We start from the raw sequence: 18,963 nt of genomic DNA, 5'->3' as shown, positions 1-18,963 counted from the left end.
TTTTTATGGATAAGTTAGATTACATACCAAAAACAAATATAAAAATGATACATAAAAATAAATCTTATAGCTTTGGCATAGACTCAATTCTTCTACTAGATTTTGCCAAAATGAAAAGAGATAAAAAGCTAGTAGATATTGGGAGTGGATCAGGTATTTTAAGCCTTGGAGCTAGTGCCTACTACAATCCTCAAAAAATATATGCCATAGAGATTCAAAAAGAGAAAGCAGATTTACTAATTAAAAATTTAGATTTAAATAAGATTAAAAATATAGAAGTAATAAACGAGGACCTAAATACAGTAAACTTAGGAGTTAATAATATAGATTACATCATAACTAATCCTCCATATTATAAAATAAATGATAATATAGGAAACAAAAGTGAAGAATTTTTAATATCCAGGCAAGAAAAATATTTAACATTAGAAAATATTTTTAATTTTGCAAATAAAACTTTAAAAGACAAAGGAAAATTATTTATGATTCATAAGCCTGAAAGAATGATAGATATTCTTACTAAATCAAATAATTTAAAACCTAAGAGAATAAGATTTGCCTCATCTACATTTGATAAAAAACCTCAATTTATTCTTATAGAATTTGTTAAAAATGCTAAAGATGGTTTAAAAATAGAAGATCCTCTTATAATTTATGAAAATGGCTCCTATAGCCATGAAGTTAAAAAAATAAATGGGATAATTAATTAGAGGAGTTATGATGGATTATTCAATTTATTTTATACCAACACCAATTGGAAACCTTGAAGATATAACAATTCGTGCCATAAATATCTTAAAAAAAGTAGATATTATAGCCTGTGAAGATACTAGAGAAAGTAAAAAATTACTAGATTATTACGATATAGATAAGCCTCTTACTAGCTATCACAAATTTAATGAAATGTCCAAGGGAAAAGATATTATAGAAAATGTCAAGACTGGAAAAACTTATGGAATTATAACAGATCAAGGTATGCCAGGCATTTCCGATCCAGGTCACATATTAATAAAAAAATGTATAGAAGAGGAAATATCTTATACAATTTTGCCAGGGGCAAGCTCACTTATTACTGCCCTTGTAGGTTCAGGTCTTGATAATAATAAATTTTCTTATTATGGTTTTATACCTAAAAAAAATTCTGATAAAAAAGATCTTTATAATAAGCTAGAAATAGAAGAAAATACATCTATAATTTTTGACACACCCCATAATTTAGAAAATACTATAAGCGATTTTAAAGAAATTTTCCCTGAAAGAAAGCTATGTATAGCAAGAGAACTCACTAAAAAATTTGAAGAATATCTGCTATATGATATTAATAAAATAAATATTGCTGATATCACTCTTAAAGGTGAATTTGTATTGATACTTTCAGGTAAGGTTATTACAAATAATGAATCCTTAGAGGATTATAAAGATGAAATAAAATTGTTGTTAGAAGAAGGCAAAAAAACCAAAGATATTAGTAAGATTATCAAAGATAAAAGTAGTTTTTCAAAAAATGAAATTTATAATTATATTATAAGCTTACAAAAAAATTAGGAAATAGAATATAAATATCTATCTCCTAATTTTTATTTATTCTATTCTTACTATCTCCAGTTTCTAAGACTTCTTTTACAGAATCTAAAGATAAATAAACTTGATTTTTTATAGCAGTTTTTGTAAAAAATGCTATATGATTAGTAATAATTATATTCGGATTTGATAATAATCTATCAAAAATATCATCATCATATGATGGATTTTTATGAGTAAATATACCTGTTTCATTTTCATAAACATCCAGAGCTACTGACTTTATCTTCCTACTATCAACTGCGTCTAATAAATCTTTAGTATTTACTAGACCGCCTCTAGCAATATTTACTAAATAAGATCCATTTTTCATTTTTGAAAATGCTTTCTTATCAAATTGATGATAATTTTCGTCTACTAGAGCAGAATGGATAGTGATAATATCTGATTTTTCTAAAAGTTCATTAAAATCATCTACAAATTCCACTGTATTTCTTGCATATCCTTTAGGATGTGGAGTATATGATATTACCTTAGCTCCCATAGCTTTTAAACTTTGAGCAACCAAAAATCCAATAGTACCTAAGCCATAAATACCTACAGTCTTATCTCTTATACTTTCTCCTAAAATTTCATCTGTAAATCTAAAATTTTTATTTTCTATATTTCTACTAATTTTATTATCATTTTTTAATAGTTTTAATATAGACATTATAGTGAATTCTGCTATAGATTCTGGAGAATAATCTGGAGTATTAGTAATTACAAGACCCGATTCATTTGCTTTATCTAAATCAATTTTATCAAATCCAACAGATGTTAAAGCAATTTGCTTTATATCTTGATCAGCTATCTTCTGATACATATCTTCTTCTAACTCTTTTATAGTAGTAAGAACTAAGCCATCATAAGCTGATAATTTTTCAATTTCTTTATAGTCAAACTTATTACTAGATACTTCTACTTCTATATTATTATCTTTCTCCCATTCTTTAATATATTCAATGGCTTGAGGAAAGGGTTTATAATAAATAAATTTCATGTAAACCTCCTTATTATAATAATATAGTTACCCCTTTTAACAAAATAAAAAAGAACCCTAAGGTTCTTTAAACATAAATTATTTGTTTTTTCTGTTTTTTCTTTTAGCAGCGTCATTTTTCTTTTTTCTTACAACGCTTGGTTTTTCGTAGTGTTCTCTTTTTCTGTATTCAGAAAGTACACCGGATCTTGCGCATTGTCTTTTAAATCTTTTAATTGCACTATCGATTGATTCATTTTCTCCAACTCTGATTTCTGTCATCTCTATCCCCCCTCTCGTATAACACAAAATTTTTTCAGATTCTAGTAAGCAAATCAGCCTGGTGGCCAGTTAAATGATCTGCCGCCTAATACATGAAAATGCAAGTGAGGAACACTTTGTCCCCCGTCTTCGCCGATATTAGTAACAACTCTGTAAGATTCTAGTCCTTTTTCTTCTGCAAGTCTTTTTATAGACTTCATAATATGAGCTATAAGAGCACTGTCACTATCTTCGAGCGTAGCTAAACTTGTTATGTGCTTTTTTGGTATAACAAGAAAATGGATAGGTGCTTGTGGATCTAAATCTTTGAATGCAATTATTTGATCATCTTCGTAAATTGTGTCAGATGGTATATCTCCATCTACAATCTTACAAAATACACAATCCATACTTCACCCCCATTGCTATATATAATACCACATAAAAAAAACTCAGTCAATAAAAATATTGAGAAATGAACGTTTTTTAATAAACTTTTTTATAATTGGTAAGCATATAAGATAAGAAAAAAGAAAGGATCATGAAATTTTTATTATTAGGAGCAAATAGTGGCGTAGCTAGTAAAATTACTAAGATACTTGATAAAAAATAAGGCAGACTTTACAGCAAGCGTAATAGATGAAAAAAAACTAAGCAACCTTAAAGATAGTAATATAGATGCTAAGCTGATAGATGTTGCTAATGACTCTACAGATGATACGGCTAAAGACTATAAGGACTATGATAAAGTCTTATTTTCAATAGGAACAGCTGGAAAATATTATTCTGAAACTACAATAAATGTAGATCTAAACGGAGCTATTAAATCTATGATTGCTGCTAAAAAGATAGGAGTTAAACATTACTATATGGTACTACTTGGAATTATTCAAAAGTAGCAGTAGATAATCCAGATTATTCTATTAAAACCTACACTATCGCTAAGAACTATGCAAATTTATACCTAAAAAATAAATCTGGATTGACCTATACAATCATCCACAAATCTACATTAAACTATAAACCAGGCCAAGAATCTATTGAAGTTTAGATTCATATTCAAATTCGTTCTTTTGAGTTAATATAAAAAATACTATATTTCTCTTACGACTATACTAAGCCTCCCTACACAAGGTAATTACTAGCTTAACTAAAATATCATATTAAATATAATTTAATTATATATTTTTATTATATTCCCAACTAATTCTTCATCCAAAGTACCAGTAACTTTTATATCTACTATAGTATTAGCTGGAATATTCTCTTTAACATTTACCTTTAAATAATTAGTAGAATATCCTCCACTATATCCTTTAAAATCAGATTTTGATTCTATAAGTACTGATAGAATTTGATCTAGTTGCTTTTCTAAAAACTCTATTCTATTTTTCTCTTCTACCTTTTCTAAATCGTGTAGTCTTTCTCTTTTGATATTACCATTTATTTGATCACCCATCTTAGCAGCCCTAGTACCTTCACGAGGTGAGAATTTAAATAAATGTGTTTTAGAAAATTTGATTTCTTCGACAAAAGACATAGTTTGCTTATGATTTTCTTCTGTTTCGCCAGGAAAACCTACTATGATATCAGTTGTAATACCAGCATTTGGGAAAACTTCTCTTATCAAATTTACTTTTTGTTTAAAGATAACTGTATCATACTTTCTATTCATAGCCTTAAGTATATCATCTGATCCTGATTGTAATGATAAATGGAAGTGGTCGCAAGCCTTACCTGTAGCTTTCATTCTTTCTAAGAAATTGCGGCTAATATGACGAGGCTCCATAGATGATAGCCTTATTCTTTCTATGCCATCAACTTTTGCAACTGCTTCAATAGCATCTATTAAGCTTATATCTTCATCAAAATCTTTTCCAAAGCTTGATACATGTATGCCAGTAAGTACTATCTCCTTAAATCCATTTGCTGCTAGTCTTTTAGTTTCCTCTACTATATCTCCAATACCACGACTTACTATGTTGCCCCTAGCATAGGGAATAAGGCAGTATGAGCAATACATATTACAACCATCTTGAATTTTAAGGTACGCCCTTGTCATTTCTGTTTGATTTGAAATCTGTAACTCTTCAAAGCTTTTTGTCTCACTTGGAGCTATGATCTTATCTCTTACATTTTTGTTTTGTAAAATATCCTCACAAAGCTCCACTACACTTTCCTTATTTCTAGATCCAAGTACTATATCAACACCATTAATTTCAGCCACTTCTTCTGGTTTCACTTGAGAATAGCAACCCATAACAGCAATCACTGCATCTGGGTTGTCACGACGAGCTCTGGATATCATTTGCCTACTTTTTCTATCACTCATATTTGTAACAGTACATGTGTTTATAACATAAATATCAGCATTTCTTGCCTGTCTTTGATATCCCTTTTCTAAAAATAGCTCTTCAACTGCTTCTGATTCATACTGATTTACTTTACATCCTAGAGTTATTATATTAAACGTACTAGCCATTATTCAAAGAAGTCCTTGAGTTTAGATAAGAACCCTTTTTGATGATTAGAAACTTCTTCCCCTAGAGTATTTGCATAAGTTTCTAAAGCATCCTTTTGTTCTTTATTTAATTTAGTAGGAGTTACAACTTTTACATAGAAATAAAGATCACCTGTTCTTTTTGTTCTTCCGTCAGTAATTCCTTCTTTTTTTAGTTTAAACTTAGTACCTGTTTGAGTTCCTTCTGGTATATCAAATTTTCTGGTTTCCTTTAAAGTTGGAATTTCTATTTCTCCTCCAAGAGCAGCAGTTGTAAATGATATAGGCATATCATAATAAATATCTAATCCATTACGTCTAAATATTTCATGATCTTCAACTTCCATTATTACATAAAGGTCACCATTTGGACCTCCATTTTCACCTACATTACCCTTATTTGAAATCCTAATTACATTATTAGATTCTACACCTGAAGGAATATCAATTTTAATACGCTCGGACTTATATATAGTTCCCTCACCATGGCAAACTTTACATGGATCATCTATAATCTCACCGCTACCATTACATTCTCTACAGGTAACAGTCCTACTAATTCTTCCTAAAGGTGTTTGGCTTACTTCATTAACAACACCTCTTCCTCCACAAGTTTCACATGTATGGATAGAACTTTTATCTTTTGCACCTGTTCCACTACAAGTTTCACATTCTACTTCTCTTCTTACTTGTATCTCTTTACTTACACCAAAAGCAGCTTCTGCAAAACTAAGTTTAATAACTTGCTGAATATCACTTCCTTTTCTGGGACGATTAGACTGACTAGCTCCACCGCTAAATAAGTCAGAGAATATATCTCCAAATATATCTCCAAATCCGTTAGAAAAATCACTATAGCCTGCTCCACCGTTTTCAAAAGCAGCCTCGCCATATCTATCATATTGAGCTCTTTTTTCTTTATCCGATAAAATTTCATAACTTAAAGTAGCTTCTTTAAATTTTTGCTCTGCTTCTTGATCACCTGGATTTAGGTCAGGATGATATTTTTTAGCAAGTTTTCTATACTCTCTTTTAATTTCTGCATCTGTGGCGTCTTTAGATACGCCTAGTACTTCATATGGATCTTGCATTTTTCCTCCATTTACACTTAAAAAAAGCTATTTCACATTGAAATAGCTTTTTAATTTTATTTAATTTATTATACTCCGATTAAATTTCTTTGCTATTATAAATCAAATATTATTCTTCATCGTCATCTATAACTTCATAGTCTGCATCAACTACATCATCCTCTGAGCCTTCTGCTTGACTACCTTCGGCACCTGCACTAGCTTGATACATCTTTTCACTCATTGAGTAAATTTTCTCTTGTAGCGCCTCTGTTTGGGATTTGATTTGTTCTGCATCATTTGTTGCAATTGCATCTTCTAGTTTTTTAATTTCTGCTTCGATTTCATCTCTTTCAGCACCTTCTATATTTGCTTCATCAAGAGTTTTGCGAGCTTGATATACTAGACTTTCTGCATTATTTTTTGCATCAATATCTTCTTTTTTCTTTTTATCTTCTTCAGCAAATTGTTCTGCTTCTTTTACTTTCTTATTAATTTCATCTTCGCTTAGATTGGATGATGAAGTTATTGTGATTTTTTGTTCTTTTCCAGAGCCTTGATCTTTTGCTGTTACATTTACAATACCATTGGCATCTATATCAAATGTAACTTCAATTTGTGGAACTCCACGTCTTGCTGCTGGGATTCCTGTAAGTTGGAAACGTCCAAGTGTTGTATTATCTGCGGCCATTTCACGTTCACCTTGTACAACATGGATATCTACTTCTGTTTGTCCATCTGCTGCAGTTGTAAATACTTGTGATTTCTTTGTTGGAATTGTAGTATTTCTTTCTATAAGTTTTGTTGCAACTCCACCTAGTGTTTCGATACCTAATGATAAAGGTGTAACATCTAGAAGTAATAGGTCTTTTACTTCACCTGTTAGTACACCGCCTTGAATTGCTGCACCTAGCGCTACTGATTCATCAGGGTTTATATCTCTTTGTGGTTCTTTACCTATTAAGTTTTTAACTAAGTCTTGAACTGCAGGAATTCTTGTAGATCCACCTACTAATAATACTTTATCAATATCACCCGCAGAAAGACCTGCATCTGATAATGCATCTTGTACTGGTTTTTTAGTTTCATCTACTAAATCTTTTGTCAATTCATCAAATTTAGCTTTTGAGACTGTTATATCTAAGTGAACTGGTTGACCATCTACAGCTGTAATAAATGGTAAGTTTACATTACTTGTAGTAGTTGATGATAGTTCTTTTTTAGCTTTTTCAGCAGCATCCTTTAATCTTTGCATAGCTGTTAAATCTTTTGTAAGATCTACACCGTTTTCTTTTTTAAATTCATTTGCTAAATAATCTACAAGTTTATTATCAAAGTCATCCCCACCAAGTCTATTGTTACCACGTGTTGAAAGTACTTCAAATACTCCATCACCAACTTCTAGGATGGAAACATCAAATGTACCTCCACCAAGGTCATAAACCATAATCTTAGATTGGTCACTTTCTTTATCTAGCCCATAAGCAAGTGAAGCTGCTGTTGGCTCGTTGATAATTCTATCTACATTAAGTCCTGCAATCTTTCCAGCATCTTTTGTAGCTTGTCTTTGAGCATCTGTAAAGTAAGCTGGTACTGTAATTACTGCGTTTGTTACTGTATCGTTAAGATATTTTTCAGCATCTGATTTTAGTTTTTGTAAAATCATTGCAGAAATTTCTTCTGGAGAATATTTTTTACCATCAATTTCTGCTGTTTTATAATCAGAACCCATTTCTCTTTTAATAGAAGAAATTGTTCTATCTGGATTTGTAATTGCTTGTCTTTTTGCAGTTTCACCTACAAGTCTTTCCCCATCTTTAGAAAATGCCACAACTGATGGTGTAGTTCTATTACCTTCGCTGTTTGGAATTATAACTGGACTTCCACCTTCCATAACAGCTACTGCTGAGTTTGTTGTACCTAAGTCAATTCCTATAATTTTTGCCATACTAATAAGCCTCCTATTTTGCCACTTTAACCATAGCTGGTCTTATAACTTTATTGTTTAATTTATATCCTTTTTGGAATGTTTCAATAATATGATCACTTTCAACCTTATCAGAATCTTCTGCTAAAACAGCTTGATGAATATTTGGATCAAATAAACATCCATCAGATTCAATAAGCTCAAGTCCTTCTTTTTCTAAAACTCTTATCATCTCATCACGAGTCATTACTATTCCCTTAACAAGTCCATCTTCAGGATCTTGATCTTTTAGTGCTCTATCAAAGTTATCTAAAACTGGTAAGAGTTTTTCAACTAGATTACCTACAGCATACTTTTTGAAATCAGCCTTTGAAGCCTCTTCCCTTTGTTTATAATTAGTAAAATCTGCTAGTAGTCTTTGATATTTATCTTTAAATTCATTGAAATCTTCTTCAATAACATCATCATTTAGATCAGAAGAATCATAGCTTTCATCAATAATTTGATCTTCATCATCAACAATTTCACCATCAATAAATTCTTCATCATTTTCTAAATTCTCATCTATAATGTCTTCATCATCAATCAGGTTTTCATCATTTTTATTTTCTTTATCCACGATTGCGCCCTCTCTTATTTATTTAATAGTCCTGATATCATCATAATATCTGATATGACATCTATATAATTAATACGTGTAAGTCCTACTATACCAATTTGGCCTACAACCTCCTCATTTATTTTAAAATATGAGGTTATAACTGTACTTTCTTTAAGTTCATCTAGCTTGTTTTCATATCCTATACTAATATCAAGGTTATTATCTAAATTATTTTTTAAAAAGCTATCGACTTTTTCTTTACTGTCAAACATTTTTATAAAATCACGAGCTTTGGCTAAATCATCATACTCTTTAAAATTAAAAATATTACCTAAGCCCTCAATTTGTAATTCTCTACTTAACTTTCCAAAAGATTGACCCTTAAGCCTCGTCTTAATGATATCTAGTAAAAAACTATATTCACTTAGCAAGTCCTTTTTAAGTAATATCAGCTTATCATAAACCTCGTTGATATCAGTTCCTACCATAGTTTCTTTAAGAACGTTATTTATAAACAAAAGCTCCTCGGGGCTTATACTATAATCTAAATAAATACTTTCATTTACTATAAGCCCATTATCAAAGACTGCCAAAAGTAAAATTTGACTATCAGATAATCTTATAAGCTCCATATTTACTATCGTTTTAATTTCGTTTTTTAAAGTTAGGGATACTGCTGTTAGATTAGTCATGTCAGCAAGTACCTTAGTTGCAGTCTCGACAATATCTGTTGCATTGTGATATCTTTTATCAAGTAAGTTTACAAAAGCATTATTTTGCTTTACATTTTTTATATCTTCAAGTTCATTTTCTAAGATATAATCAACAAACATTCTATAACCCTTATCAGAAGGAAGTCTACCACTTGACGAATGAGCTTTTTCTATAAGACCCATTTTTTCAAGTGCACTCATCTCATTTCTAATAGTAGCTGGAGAAATGTTTAAATTGTATTCATCAGCAAGGCTTTTAGAACCTATTGGCTCGCCATCTATAATGTAAGAGTTTATGATAGAGAATAATATTTTAAGTTTTCTATCATTCAAAGTTTTCTCCTTTAGCACTCTTTAGTATCGACTGCTAATAATAATATACTAGCTAATATATGCCTGTCAAGAAGAAAAATTTAAATGATAAGAGATAAAAATTGGTTAGATAAATCCATTCCTTTTTTACTAAATCTAAAGTTATCATCTATTATGAAATAATCTAAATCTATGAATTGATTAATCTCGTCTTTATACTTATCTATAAAGTCTACTCCAAACTTATCTTTAAATGCCTTAAGATTAATACCCGAAATCTCTCTTAATTTAAAAATTATATATTCTATTTCTTTTTCTTGGCTTTCAATTATTTCAATATTCTCTATAGGAAGTTTATTTTTATTAATCATATTATTATAATGAATAAAATTTTTGGTGTTATTGTATCTATAATTTCCAAGATATCCTGCAGCACTCATACCAAAGGCAATATATCCATTACCTTCCCAATATTTTTTGTTGTGGTATGATTCAAATCCTTTTTTGGCAAAATTTGATATCTCATAACGCTTAAGGCCAATTTGATCAAGATTTTCTATAAGCTCATCAAAAATATCAACTTCTATATCATCATCCATTAAATTCAATTTACCTTTTTTATTTAAGGTATAAAATCTAGAACCTTCTTCTACAATTAGAGAATACCAAGATATATGTTCCGGACTAATACTTTTTACTATATTCAAATCATTCTTAATTGATTTATAATCTTGATTTGGTAAGTTTAGCATTAAGTCAAAACTTAAATTATCAAAACCTGTGTTTCTAATAAGTTCTATATCAGATATGGCAATTTCTGAACTATGATCTCTACCTATAGATCTTAAAACTTTATCGTCAAAAGATTGGACTCCTAGAGATATTCTATTTATACCTAAATCCTTATATAACAATAGCTTATCCTTATTAATAGAATTTGGATTACATTCTATAGTAAACTCTTTTAGATTATCTAAATTAAAATTATGTAAAGTCTTTACAATACTCTCTATGTATTTACTATCTATATAAGAAGGAGTACCACCTCCTAGATAAATAGAATCTATGTCTACACATAATTTATCTTGATATAGCTCTATTTCTCTTGTCAAATTATTAATGTAATTATCTATCCTATTTTCCACATTCATGTATGCACAAAAATCACAGTAATAACATTTTTTGTGACAAAAAGGAATGTGAATATAGCATCCTACTTTTTCCATATCTCTACCTTCTCTTATTATTCTAAAATTATAAGAATAAAAATAAACTCTTCCTTAAATAAATTCTTAAGCTAAGGAAGAGTTTATATTTTAAGTATATTAAGCAATAAACTTATAATTTTCTAATGTAGTAAATACAATACCTCGTTTTTCTTCATTTTTATCAATTATAATACTATCATCTTTAATTCCAGATTCTCTTAATGTGTATAGACTATCAAGTACAAAATTTTCACTACCCACTACATAAAAATATGACTTTTCTTTTGTACTTGCTAATTCTTTTATCTTTGCTAAATATTCATTCCTTGTTTCTAGCCAATATTTTACAAATAATGAACCATCTACATCTTTAAAATCACTTTCGTATAAATGTGTATCCTTATTATTTACATTTACACATATAAGCTCGGGAATACCATCACTATCTTTTTCAAATTTTTTAATTAAAGGTCTAATAGTAGACATAGCTATGCCCTGAGATAGTAAAACAATTGGCCTATCTTCTCGTTTAAGTCCCATATGAGATCTTATTTTATAAATAGTCACACTATCTCCAACCTTTAATTTAGATAAAGTCTTTTTAAAAAGTGATTTTCTTATAGGAATTTTCGTAGTAAACCTAATATTATCTTCATCATCTAAAGTATTAATGCTTAAATGATGAACCAATTTTTTATTAATTTCCTTATCTTTATCATAGCCAGGTAAAGCTAGATGAAAGCTGCTACCTTCCTCCCACTTTAATGCATCTGGTTTTTCTAAAGTATAAGTAAAAACATTTTTATATTCTTCTTTTATATCTAAAATCTTAACTTGATATTTGTCCATTCCATCTCCTTATTGATAATAATTATCATCGCTTTTATTATACTACTAATTTATTTATCTTCAGCAGTATTATTTTCTCTCTTGTTAATATTCAAAGTTTTATGGATATAATTAAAAAATAATTTATAGTCATAAAGCCAATTATCTAGAATTCCAGATCTATAAATTCCCACTATAAATATTACTAAAATAGGAGCAAGGATAGCCCCCTTTACTCCAAATAGCTTAAGACCTGCATAAAGAGATATTACTGATAAGATAGGATGAATATCCGCATAATCTCCAATTACCTTTGGAGTGATTACTTGCCTGAAGCTAGTCCAAAATATCAACAATATAAATAAGCCAATACCTTTTTGCATATTATTAAATATAAAAAGTTCTACTGCTGTCCACGGCAGCATAATAATGATAGGTCCTATCATAGGTAAAAGATCTACAAATCCTAATAAGATAGCAATAGGTATATAGTATTGCTGTCCTAAAAGTTTTAATACTATGGCCATTAGTATAAAACACCATAAAGCCAACTTTAATTGAGACTTTATATAATTCCATGTAGAGTTTTTAAAAACTGTTCTAATTAGACTGATATTTGCTTTTGAATATTCTGGAATAGCAGAATTATACTTATTTGAGGCCTCTTGCATATCTCCTAATATTATGTAAAAAGCGACTATAAAAGTAATTATAAAGAATATTAAATCATTAGATGTATTTATAAAAGCTGTTGTAAAGCCTAGTGTAATATTGACTGCATTTTTTTGTAAACTCGCCAAAGAACTATAGGCAGAGTCAAGTCCTGATTGAATAGCCTTAGATACAAAAGGTGGTAAAACTTTAATCTTTGAATTTACCGAATCCACCCAAGAATCTACAGATTTTACAATTAAGGGCCAATTTTTTATAATATTGCCCACAAGACCAACTAATTGAGATATTATAATTTGAAAGAACCATATCAATAAAAGCAATATTAAAATTAGTAATATAGTCCCAACGATATATGATATTATACTATTTTTAATAGGAATAATTTCACCAATTTTCCTTATAAAAGGGTTTAATAAGGCAACTAAAACTAGAGCCAAAATAATAGGTAATAAGCCACTTACAATTTTGGGGGCTAAATATATAACAAGTAAAACGCTAATTAATATTATTAAGCTTCTTAAAATAATTCTTTCGTATAATTTTTTTTCATCCATAATCTTTCCTTAAATTTTTTATTTAAAAATATTATATCATGCTAGCATTGTTAATAAAATATATAAATAAAATTTTTATAAGGATAAAGAATTAATAAGCTAAGATATAGATTTAGAAAAAAACTCGTACCTAATGATGCTGTAAGTTTTGGAAAAGTATAAATAATAAAAAGAAATCTTAATAATTTTCGCTTAGCTTTTAAAATAGATAACGGAAAAGTCATTAGCATTTTTATAAAAAACTCTTAAATTATAAACTCTCAATACCGGCATACCACTTATACTTGAAAATATATTCCTAATTACTATGATTTTTTCCATAATTTTGATGAAAATAATATAGAGGTCGTTATTACCAATAATAATATTAAAAAATAGCTTTCCAATTTCTGGAAAGCTATTCTATTGACTAATTATATTTATAGAATCCTTCCCCACTTTCTACACCCTTAAGTCCTTTATCAGCTCTTTCTTTTAGTTTTTCTACTGCTTTAGCCAATGCTGAGTTTGGATCTTTAGATTCTGGATTAGCACTTGTAATATTAATTACTGTTGTAATTCCAACTATATCTATTATTTCAAAAGGTCCACGAGGTGATCCTGTTCCAAGTTTCCAGTCCATGTCTATATCATGTGGACTGGCTATATCATCACCATATAACCTTAAACCAGCATCTATAAATGGAACTAAAATAGAATTTAATATATATCCAGGCTGTTCTTTTTTTATTATAGCTGGATACATTCCTATAGATTTTGCAAATTCTACCACTATATCAAAAACTTCTTCACTAGTTTTATCATGACCCATTACTTCAGCTAAGTTTTGTCTCCAAATTGAATTTGCAAAGTGCAAACTTAAAAATCTCTCTTGTCTACCTGTATAATCTCTAAATGTAGAAGGTAAAAGTGTTGATGAATTTGTAACCAAAATCGCATCATCTTTTAAATATGGTGTAATTTTTTGATAAAAAGCTTTTTTCTCATCTACTACTTCTGCTATAGCTTCTATTACTAAATCTGCATTTGCAAAAGCTTCATCTAAATCAGTAGTGTAATTCATACCATTATAAGTATCTTGGTTAATCTCTTTAAGTTCAGTAATTCTTTTCTCAGTTATCTCTGATTTATCATTAAAAAATGATCTAGGATAATCTGGATTTTTAGCTCCAATATATGAAGGAGCTATTTCTAATTCTTTGCTAAAAATCTCATGCAATTTATCTATACGAGGTCTAACTCTTTCAATAGATCCTTCACTTCTTCCCCAAATAGTGACATTGTATCCATGAAAAGCAGTTATATAAGCTATCTGAGCACCAAGCACTCCTCCACCTGCTATTGTTACATTTTTAATTTTCATAAGTTTCTCCTTTATATTCCTATCTAAAAAGATACCCAGATCTAAGAAAATAACGCAATTATTTTATGAAATATATTAAATAGTGTAATATTTTACTAAGTAAATTGTTATATAAGTAAGGAGGGCAAAATGGATATAGAAAAGATTTATCATATATATTTTGATGACATATATAAATTCATGCTTTCCTTTACAAAAAATAAGGAGATTTCCCAAGATATAACCAGTGAAACTTTTTTAAAAGTTATTAATAACCCAGGTAAGTTTGAAAATATTTCAAATCTTAAATCATATCTTTTTACTATTGCTAAAAATACTTATATAAACTATTACAAACACAATAAAATTTATATTTCAACTGCTGATATTGAAGATTTTGATAAAGGTATCGAATCATTTGAAAACGAATTGTTAGCTAATGAAGAAAAGCAGAATCTAAAAACTTCAATTGAAAAATTAAATGAACCATATAAGGAAATTACTAAGCTTAGGCTAGCTGGCTTAAGTTTTAAAGAAATAGCAATAATATACAACAAATCTCCTAATCGGGCATGCGTAAACTTTTATAGGGCAAAAGAAAAACTTAAAATTATTATGGAGGAAGATTATGGAATGTAAGGTAATACGCGATTTAATCCCATTATATAAGGAAAACATGTTAAGTGACGAAACAAAGAAACTTGTAAAAGAACATTTAAAAACTTGCAGTTCTTGTAGAAATTATTATAACTTGTTAGCTAATAATACTGATATGGAAATAAAAAATGAAAATGAATCTTTATATTTTTTAAATAATACAATAAAAAAAGATAAGAAAAATCTAGTTCTTATGATCATATCCTTGTTAGTGAGTATTTTTTTAATAATAATATCATATGTCAGCAAGCCAATACCGATTGATTATAAGGATAATTTGATAAATATAAAATCAGATAATGAAAATGTAAATATAGAATTTAGTGATGAAGTCACTCGTGTAGATACTGACATGGATACCTATGACGGATATAACATCTATTATGTAGATGGTTACACCACAAAAATAGACAAAAAATCAAATAATAGATACGTTGGGCTAAAAATACCTAAAGATGATGTTGATATTATCGCTTATACAAATAATGGAGAAAATACTAATAAAATCTTATATGATCCAAGTAGAGTTTTTGAAAGTGGTGGTACAGTAGCTCTTCCTAGATTAATACTAGGTATATATGCTAAGTTAGCTTTAATAATTCTAGGAATTTCTATTATACTTATATTAACATTCTTTAAAAAATTAAGTGTATATAATAAAATTAGAATAATTTCTATTCCTTTTTCATACATAGCTTCTACATTTTTTGTAAAGGGCAAAAATTTATCTAGTAACTATCCTGTTAGAGATTTTATATTTATTATATTAACTGCACTTGCTATATACCTATTTATATATTCAATAACTTTATATCTTAAACAAAAATCAAGTCATAAGTTAGAAATATAAAAGCGGCTTTTAGCCGCTTTAGTCGTTTATTTATCATTATTCTCATCATCATATTTTAATACAGCAAGGAAAGCATCTTGTGGTACCTCTACGCTTCCTAACTGACGCATACGTTTTTTACCTTCTTTTTGTTTTTCAAGAAGTTTTTTCTTTCTTGAAATATCCCCGCCATAACACTTAGCAATCACATCTTTTCTAAGTGCTTTTACAGTTTCTCTTGCAATTACCTTACCACCAATTGCTGCTTGTATAGGTATTGCAAATTGTTGACGTGGTATTTCATCTTTTAATTTTTCTACTATTCCTCGTCCTCTAGCATAGGCACTATCCCTATGAACTATTATTGAAAGAGCATCTACCACTTCATCATTTATTAGAATTTCAAGTTTAACAAGATCTGATGGTTTATAACCTATTACTTCATAATCTAGTGAAGCATATCCACGCGTCCTTGATTTTAGACTATCAAAAAAGTTATATATAACTTCATTAAGTGGGAGCTTATATTTAATAGAAACTCTTTTTTCATCAATATAGTTCATATCAATCATCTCTCCACGACGATTTTGAGAAAGATTCATTACTTGTCCTATATAATCTGATGGTGTTATTATCTCAGCTCTGGTAATAGGTTCTTCAATATATTCTATAATAGTTGGATCTGGAAAATCATTAGGATTTTGAATTTCTTTTTCTTCCTCATTACCTTTTAACTTTAACTTATAAATAACTGATGGAGCTGTAGCTATAATATTTAGGTCATACTCACGTTCTAATCTTTGAGTAATTATATCCATATGTAGTAGTCCTAAAAATCCTGAACGAAGTCCAACTCCTAGGGCTTGTGAATTTTCTTGTTCGAATACTAGTGCTGCATCATTTACTTGGAGTTTTTCTAAAGCATCGCGGAGCTTATCAAAGCTTTCCCCTTCTGCTGGATATATACCTGAATATACCATAGGTAATACTTCCTTGTAACCAGAAAGTGGATTATCAGTAGGATTATTTGCAGATGTTATAGTATCACCTACTCTAGCATCCTTAACTTCCTTGATACTTGCTTCTATAAAACCTACATCACCACTGCGAAGTTCATTGGTTTCAATACGAGTTTTCATAGTATAACCTACAGAGTTAACTTCGTATTTTTTCCCAGTATTCATCATTTTGATTTCATCACCAGGTCTAACTACACCTTCAAAGATTCTTACATAGCAGATTACTCCTCGATAAGAATCGTAGTATGAATCAAATATTAAAGCCTTAAGAGGCTTATCATCATGATCTTCTGGAGCAGGTACATTATTTACTATATCTTCTAAAACATCTTCAATATTTAAACCTGTTTTAGCAGAAACTAATGGTATTCCTTCAGTATCAAGGCCTATTTGACTTTCAATTTCTGCTTTTACTTCATCAATTCTAGATGAAGGTAAGTCTATTTTATTTAATACTGGTAGTATTTCTAAATCTTGCTCTAAAGCTAAGTATGTATTAGCTAAAGTTTGTGCCTCTACTCCTTGACTGGAGTCCACAACTAATATCGCACCTTCGCAAGCTTTAAGAGATCTAGATACTTCATAGTTAAAGTCAACGTGACCAGGAGTATCTATTAAGTTTAAATCATATATATCTCCGTCTTTTGCTTTGTAATGAATTTTTATAGATTTAAGTTTAATAGTTATCCCACGTTCACGCTCAAGTTCCATATCATCAAGCATTTGATTGGTCATTTCTCTTTCAGATAAATGTTCTGATTTTTCTATAAGCCTATCTGCTAAAGTAGACTTACCATGATCAATATGGGCTATTATAGAGAAATTTCTTATATTATCTTTTCTTTTTGTCATTTATTACTCATTTCCGTATGGATTATTATCTATTTTTCCTATATCACTAAATGGATAAATTCTAACAAAGGCATGACCTACTATTTCACTTTTATTAATAGGGCCAAAATTTCTTGAATCGTTACTTGCCCCTTCTAGTCTATTATCACCCATAACAAAATATTGATTATCTAAAAGTTTCCATTCATAATCTTCACTTGTTTGTAGGGTATAGTCTACTGAAGTATAAGATTCATTTAATTGTTCACCATTTACATAAACTTTTTCGTCTTTAAGAGTTATGGTATCACCTGGCTGTCCTATAACTCTTTTTACATATAGTCTATTTGGATAATCAGGTGCTTTTAAAATTACTATCTGTCCTCTATGGTAATCAGTAAAGTTCTTTGAGATTTTATTTACTAAAAGCATATCCCCATCATGAAGAGTATTTAGCATAGAATTACCAGATATATTAGTTGCATCCATTATAAAAGCTTTTATAAATATAGCTATAGCTAAGGCTATAAGAATAGATTTAAGCAATTCTAAAGGGCCATCTTTTTCTTCATCTTTCTTATTCTTTTTTTTAACTTTTTCTTTCGCTACTGAATCTGATTTTATAACAACTTTTTCATTTTCTTTATTATTAGACATACATATTTCCTTTCATTTCATTATTATATTATAAACTAAAATAGTAAAACTACAAAAAAATATATTATTATCATAGACAAGACTTGTAAGTATTTCTAGTTTATGGTAAGATATATCAGTCAAGCAAAAGAGATATAAAAGAAAGAGGGTGAAATAATGGCAAATATTAAATCAGCTCAAAAAAGAATCGAAACTACAAAAAGAGATACTTTAAGAAATAAATCTAAAAAATCTGAAATTAAAACTTACATCAAAAAATTTGATGAAGCTATAGAAGCTGGGAATGTTGACGAAGCTCGTGAAATTTTTAGACATGTTGATAAAAAAATGAAACAAGCAGAAGCTAAAAATATAATTCACAAAAATAAAGTAGCTAGAACAACTTCTAGATTACAAAGAGCAATCAATAACGCACAAAATGCATAATAAAATGAGCA

General features: G+C 29.0%; 20 protein-coding genes. 6 read left to right on the top strand and 14 right to left on the bottom strand.

Annotated elements, in window-relative coordinates; genetic code table 11:
* Window positions 1–5: 5 nt before the first annotated feature.
* Together ABXG81_RS04290 and rsmI are read left to right on the top strand one after the other, a co-directional pair.
* On the top strand, window positions 6–710 hold the full coding sequence (locus tag ABXG81_RS04290; protein WP_288222949.1) for a methyltransferase: 705 nt from the start codon (window positions 6–8) through the stop codon (window positions 708–710).
* Window positions 711–720: 10 nt separating this feature from the next.
* Entirely contained in the window at window positions 721–1,545 is an 825-nt protein-coding gene (gene rsmI / locus ABXG81_RS04285) for a 16S rRNA (cytidine(1402)-2'-O)-methyltransferase (protein ID WP_117521091.1), read from the top strand.
* A 25-nt stretch (window positions 1,546–1,570) separates the two neighbouring features.
* Here the strand turns inward: rsmI and ABXG81_RS04280 are convergent, their stop codons facing one another.
* The 3 genes from ABXG81_RS04280 to ABXG81_RS04270 form a co-directional block, all read right to left on the bottom strand.
* On the bottom strand, window positions 1,571–2,563 hold the full coding sequence (locus ABXG81_RS04280) for an NAD(P)-dependent oxidoreductase (RefSeq protein ID WP_117521089.1): 993 nt from the start codon (window positions 2,561–2,563) through the stop codon (window positions 1,571–1,573).
* Window positions 2,564–2,641: 78 nt separating this feature from the next.
* Window positions 2,642–2,824 (bottom strand): 30S ribosomal protein S21, encoded by a 183-nt coding sequence (gene rpsU / locus ABXG81_RS04275; protein WP_117521087.1) that lies wholly within the window; start codon window positions 2,822–2,824, stop codon window positions 2,642–2,644.
* A gap of 53 nt (window positions 2,825–2,877) precedes the next feature.
* The gene (locus ABXG81_RS04270) at window positions 2,878–3,213 is read right to left on the bottom strand and encodes a histidine triad nucleotide-binding protein (RefSeq protein WP_117521085.1); all 336 of its coding nucleotides are present in this window, start codon (window positions 3,211–3,213) and stop codon (window positions 2,878–2,880) included.
* Between the two features lie 189 nt (window positions 3,214–3,402).
* Here ABXG81_RS04270 and ABXG81_RS04265 point away from each other — a divergent pair, with 189 nt between their 5' ends.
* Window positions 3,403–3,702, top strand: a complete 300-nt coding sequence (locus tag ABXG81_RS04265; RefSeq protein ID WP_316122225.1) for an NAD(P)H-binding protein — start codon at window positions 3,403–3,405, stop codon at window positions 3,700–3,702.
* Window positions 3,703–3,977: 275 nt separating this feature from the next.
* Here ABXG81_RS04265 and mtaB read toward each other — a convergent pair whose 3' ends face one another.
* From mtaB to ABXG81_RS04220, 9 genes are all read right to left on the bottom strand, one after another.
* Window positions 3,978–5,285, bottom strand: a complete 1,308-nt coding sequence (gene mtaB, locus ABXG81_RS04260; protein WP_209813715.1) for a tRNA (N(6)-L-threonylcarbamoyladenosine(37)-C(2))-methylthiotransferase MtaB — start codon at window positions 5,283–5,285, stop codon at window positions 3,978–3,980.
* Complete coding sequence (gene dnaJ, locus ABXG81_RS04255; RefSeq protein WP_353529209.1) at window positions 5,285–6,394, bottom strand: molecular chaperone DnaJ; 1,110 nt, start codon at window positions 6,392–6,394, stop codon at window positions 5,285–5,287. Before dnaJ ends, mtaB begins: the two co-directional genes overlap by 1 nt.
* A gap of 109 nt (window positions 6,395–6,503) precedes the next feature.
* Window positions 6,504–8,321 (bottom strand): molecular chaperone DnaK, encoded by a 1,818-nt coding sequence (gene dnaK / locus ABXG81_RS04250; RefSeq protein ID WP_353529208.1) that lies wholly within the window; start codon window positions 8,319–8,321, stop codon window positions 6,504–6,506.
* A gap of 13 nt (window positions 8,322–8,334) precedes the next feature.
* Window positions 8,335–8,919, bottom strand: a complete 585-nt coding sequence (grpE, locus tag ABXG81_RS04245) for a nucleotide exchange factor GrpE (protein WP_117521076.1) — start codon at window positions 8,917–8,919, stop codon at window positions 8,335–8,337.
* Between the two features lie 14 nt (window positions 8,920–8,933).
* Window positions 8,934–9,947, bottom strand: a complete 1,014-nt coding sequence (gene hrcA, locus ABXG81_RS04240) for a heat-inducible transcriptional repressor HrcA (RefSeq protein ID WP_117521074.1) — start codon at window positions 9,945–9,947, stop codon at window positions 8,934–8,936.
* Between the two features lie 80 nt (window positions 9,948–10,027).
* The gene (hemW, locus tag ABXG81_RS04235; RefSeq protein ID WP_117521072.1) at window positions 10,028–11,152 is read right to left on the bottom strand and encodes a radical SAM family heme chaperone HemW; all 1,125 of its coding nucleotides are present in this window, start codon (window positions 11,150–11,152) and stop codon (window positions 10,028–10,030) included.
* A gap of 99 nt (window positions 11,153–11,251) precedes the next feature.
* A complete protein-coding gene (locus ABXG81_RS04230) occupies window positions 11,252–11,983 on the bottom strand; it encodes a hypothetical protein (protein WP_117521070.1) in 732 nt (243 codons plus the stop codon).
* 50 nt (window positions 11,984–12,033) lie between these two features.
* A complete protein-coding gene (locus ABXG81_RS04225) occupies window positions 12,034–13,191 on the bottom strand; it encodes an AI-2E family transporter (protein WP_117521068.1) in 1,158 nt (385 codons plus the stop codon).
* A 409-nt stretch (window positions 13,192–13,600) separates the two neighbouring features.
* Window positions 13,601–14,554 (bottom strand): 3-hydroxyacyl-CoA dehydrogenase, encoded by a 954-nt coding sequence (locus ABXG81_RS04220; protein ID WP_209813706.1) that lies wholly within the window; start codon window positions 14,552–14,554, stop codon window positions 13,601–13,603.
* A 129-nt stretch (window positions 14,555–14,683) separates the two neighbouring features.
* Between ABXG81_RS04220 and ABXG81_RS04215 the strand changes: the two genes are divergently transcribed.
* Together ABXG81_RS04215 and ABXG81_RS04210 are read left to right on the top strand one after the other, a co-directional pair.
* Entirely contained in the window at window positions 14,684–15,172 is a 489-nt protein-coding gene (locus tag ABXG81_RS04215) for a sigma-70 family RNA polymerase sigma factor (RefSeq protein ID WP_353529207.1), read from the top strand.
* A complete protein-coding gene (locus ABXG81_RS04210; RefSeq protein ID WP_353529206.1) occupies window positions 15,162–16,040 on the top strand; it encodes a zf-HC2 domain-containing protein in 879 nt (292 codons plus the stop codon). Before ABXG81_RS04215 ends, ABXG81_RS04210 begins: the two co-directional genes overlap by 11 nt.
* Window positions 16,041–16,066: 26 nt before the next feature.
* Here the strand turns inward: ABXG81_RS04210 and lepA are convergent, their stop codons facing one another.
* Both lepA and lepB read right to left on the bottom strand, forming a co-directional pair.
* A complete protein-coding gene (gene lepA, locus ABXG81_RS04205) occupies window positions 16,067–17,890 on the bottom strand; it encodes a translation elongation factor 4 (protein ID WP_353529205.1) in 1,824 nt (607 codons plus the stop codon).
* A gap of 3 nt (window positions 17,891–17,893) precedes the next feature.
* On the bottom strand, window positions 17,894–18,526 hold the full coding sequence (gene lepB, locus ABXG81_RS04200; protein ID WP_117521058.1) for a signal peptidase I: 633 nt from the start codon (window positions 18,524–18,526) through the stop codon (window positions 17,894–17,896).
* 156 nt (window positions 18,527–18,682) lie between these two features.
* Between lepB and rpsT the strand changes: the two genes are divergently transcribed.
* The gene (gene rpsT, locus ABXG81_RS04195; protein ID WP_117521056.1) at window positions 18,683–18,952 is read left to right on the top strand and encodes a 30S ribosomal protein S20; all 270 of its coding nucleotides are present in this window, start codon (window positions 18,683–18,685) and stop codon (window positions 18,950–18,952) included.
* Window positions 18,953–18,963 lie beyond the last annotated feature (11 nt).

Origin of the sequence: Anaerococcus nagyae (assembly GCF_040364225.1) — a bacterium.
GTDB classification, from domain to species: Bacteria; Bacillota; Clostridia; order Tissierellales; family Peptoniphilaceae; genus Anaerococcus; species Anaerococcus nagyae.
The sequence above is the reverse complement of the archived record's forward strand: the minus strand, read 5'-3'. Positions and strand labels throughout refer to the sequence as shown.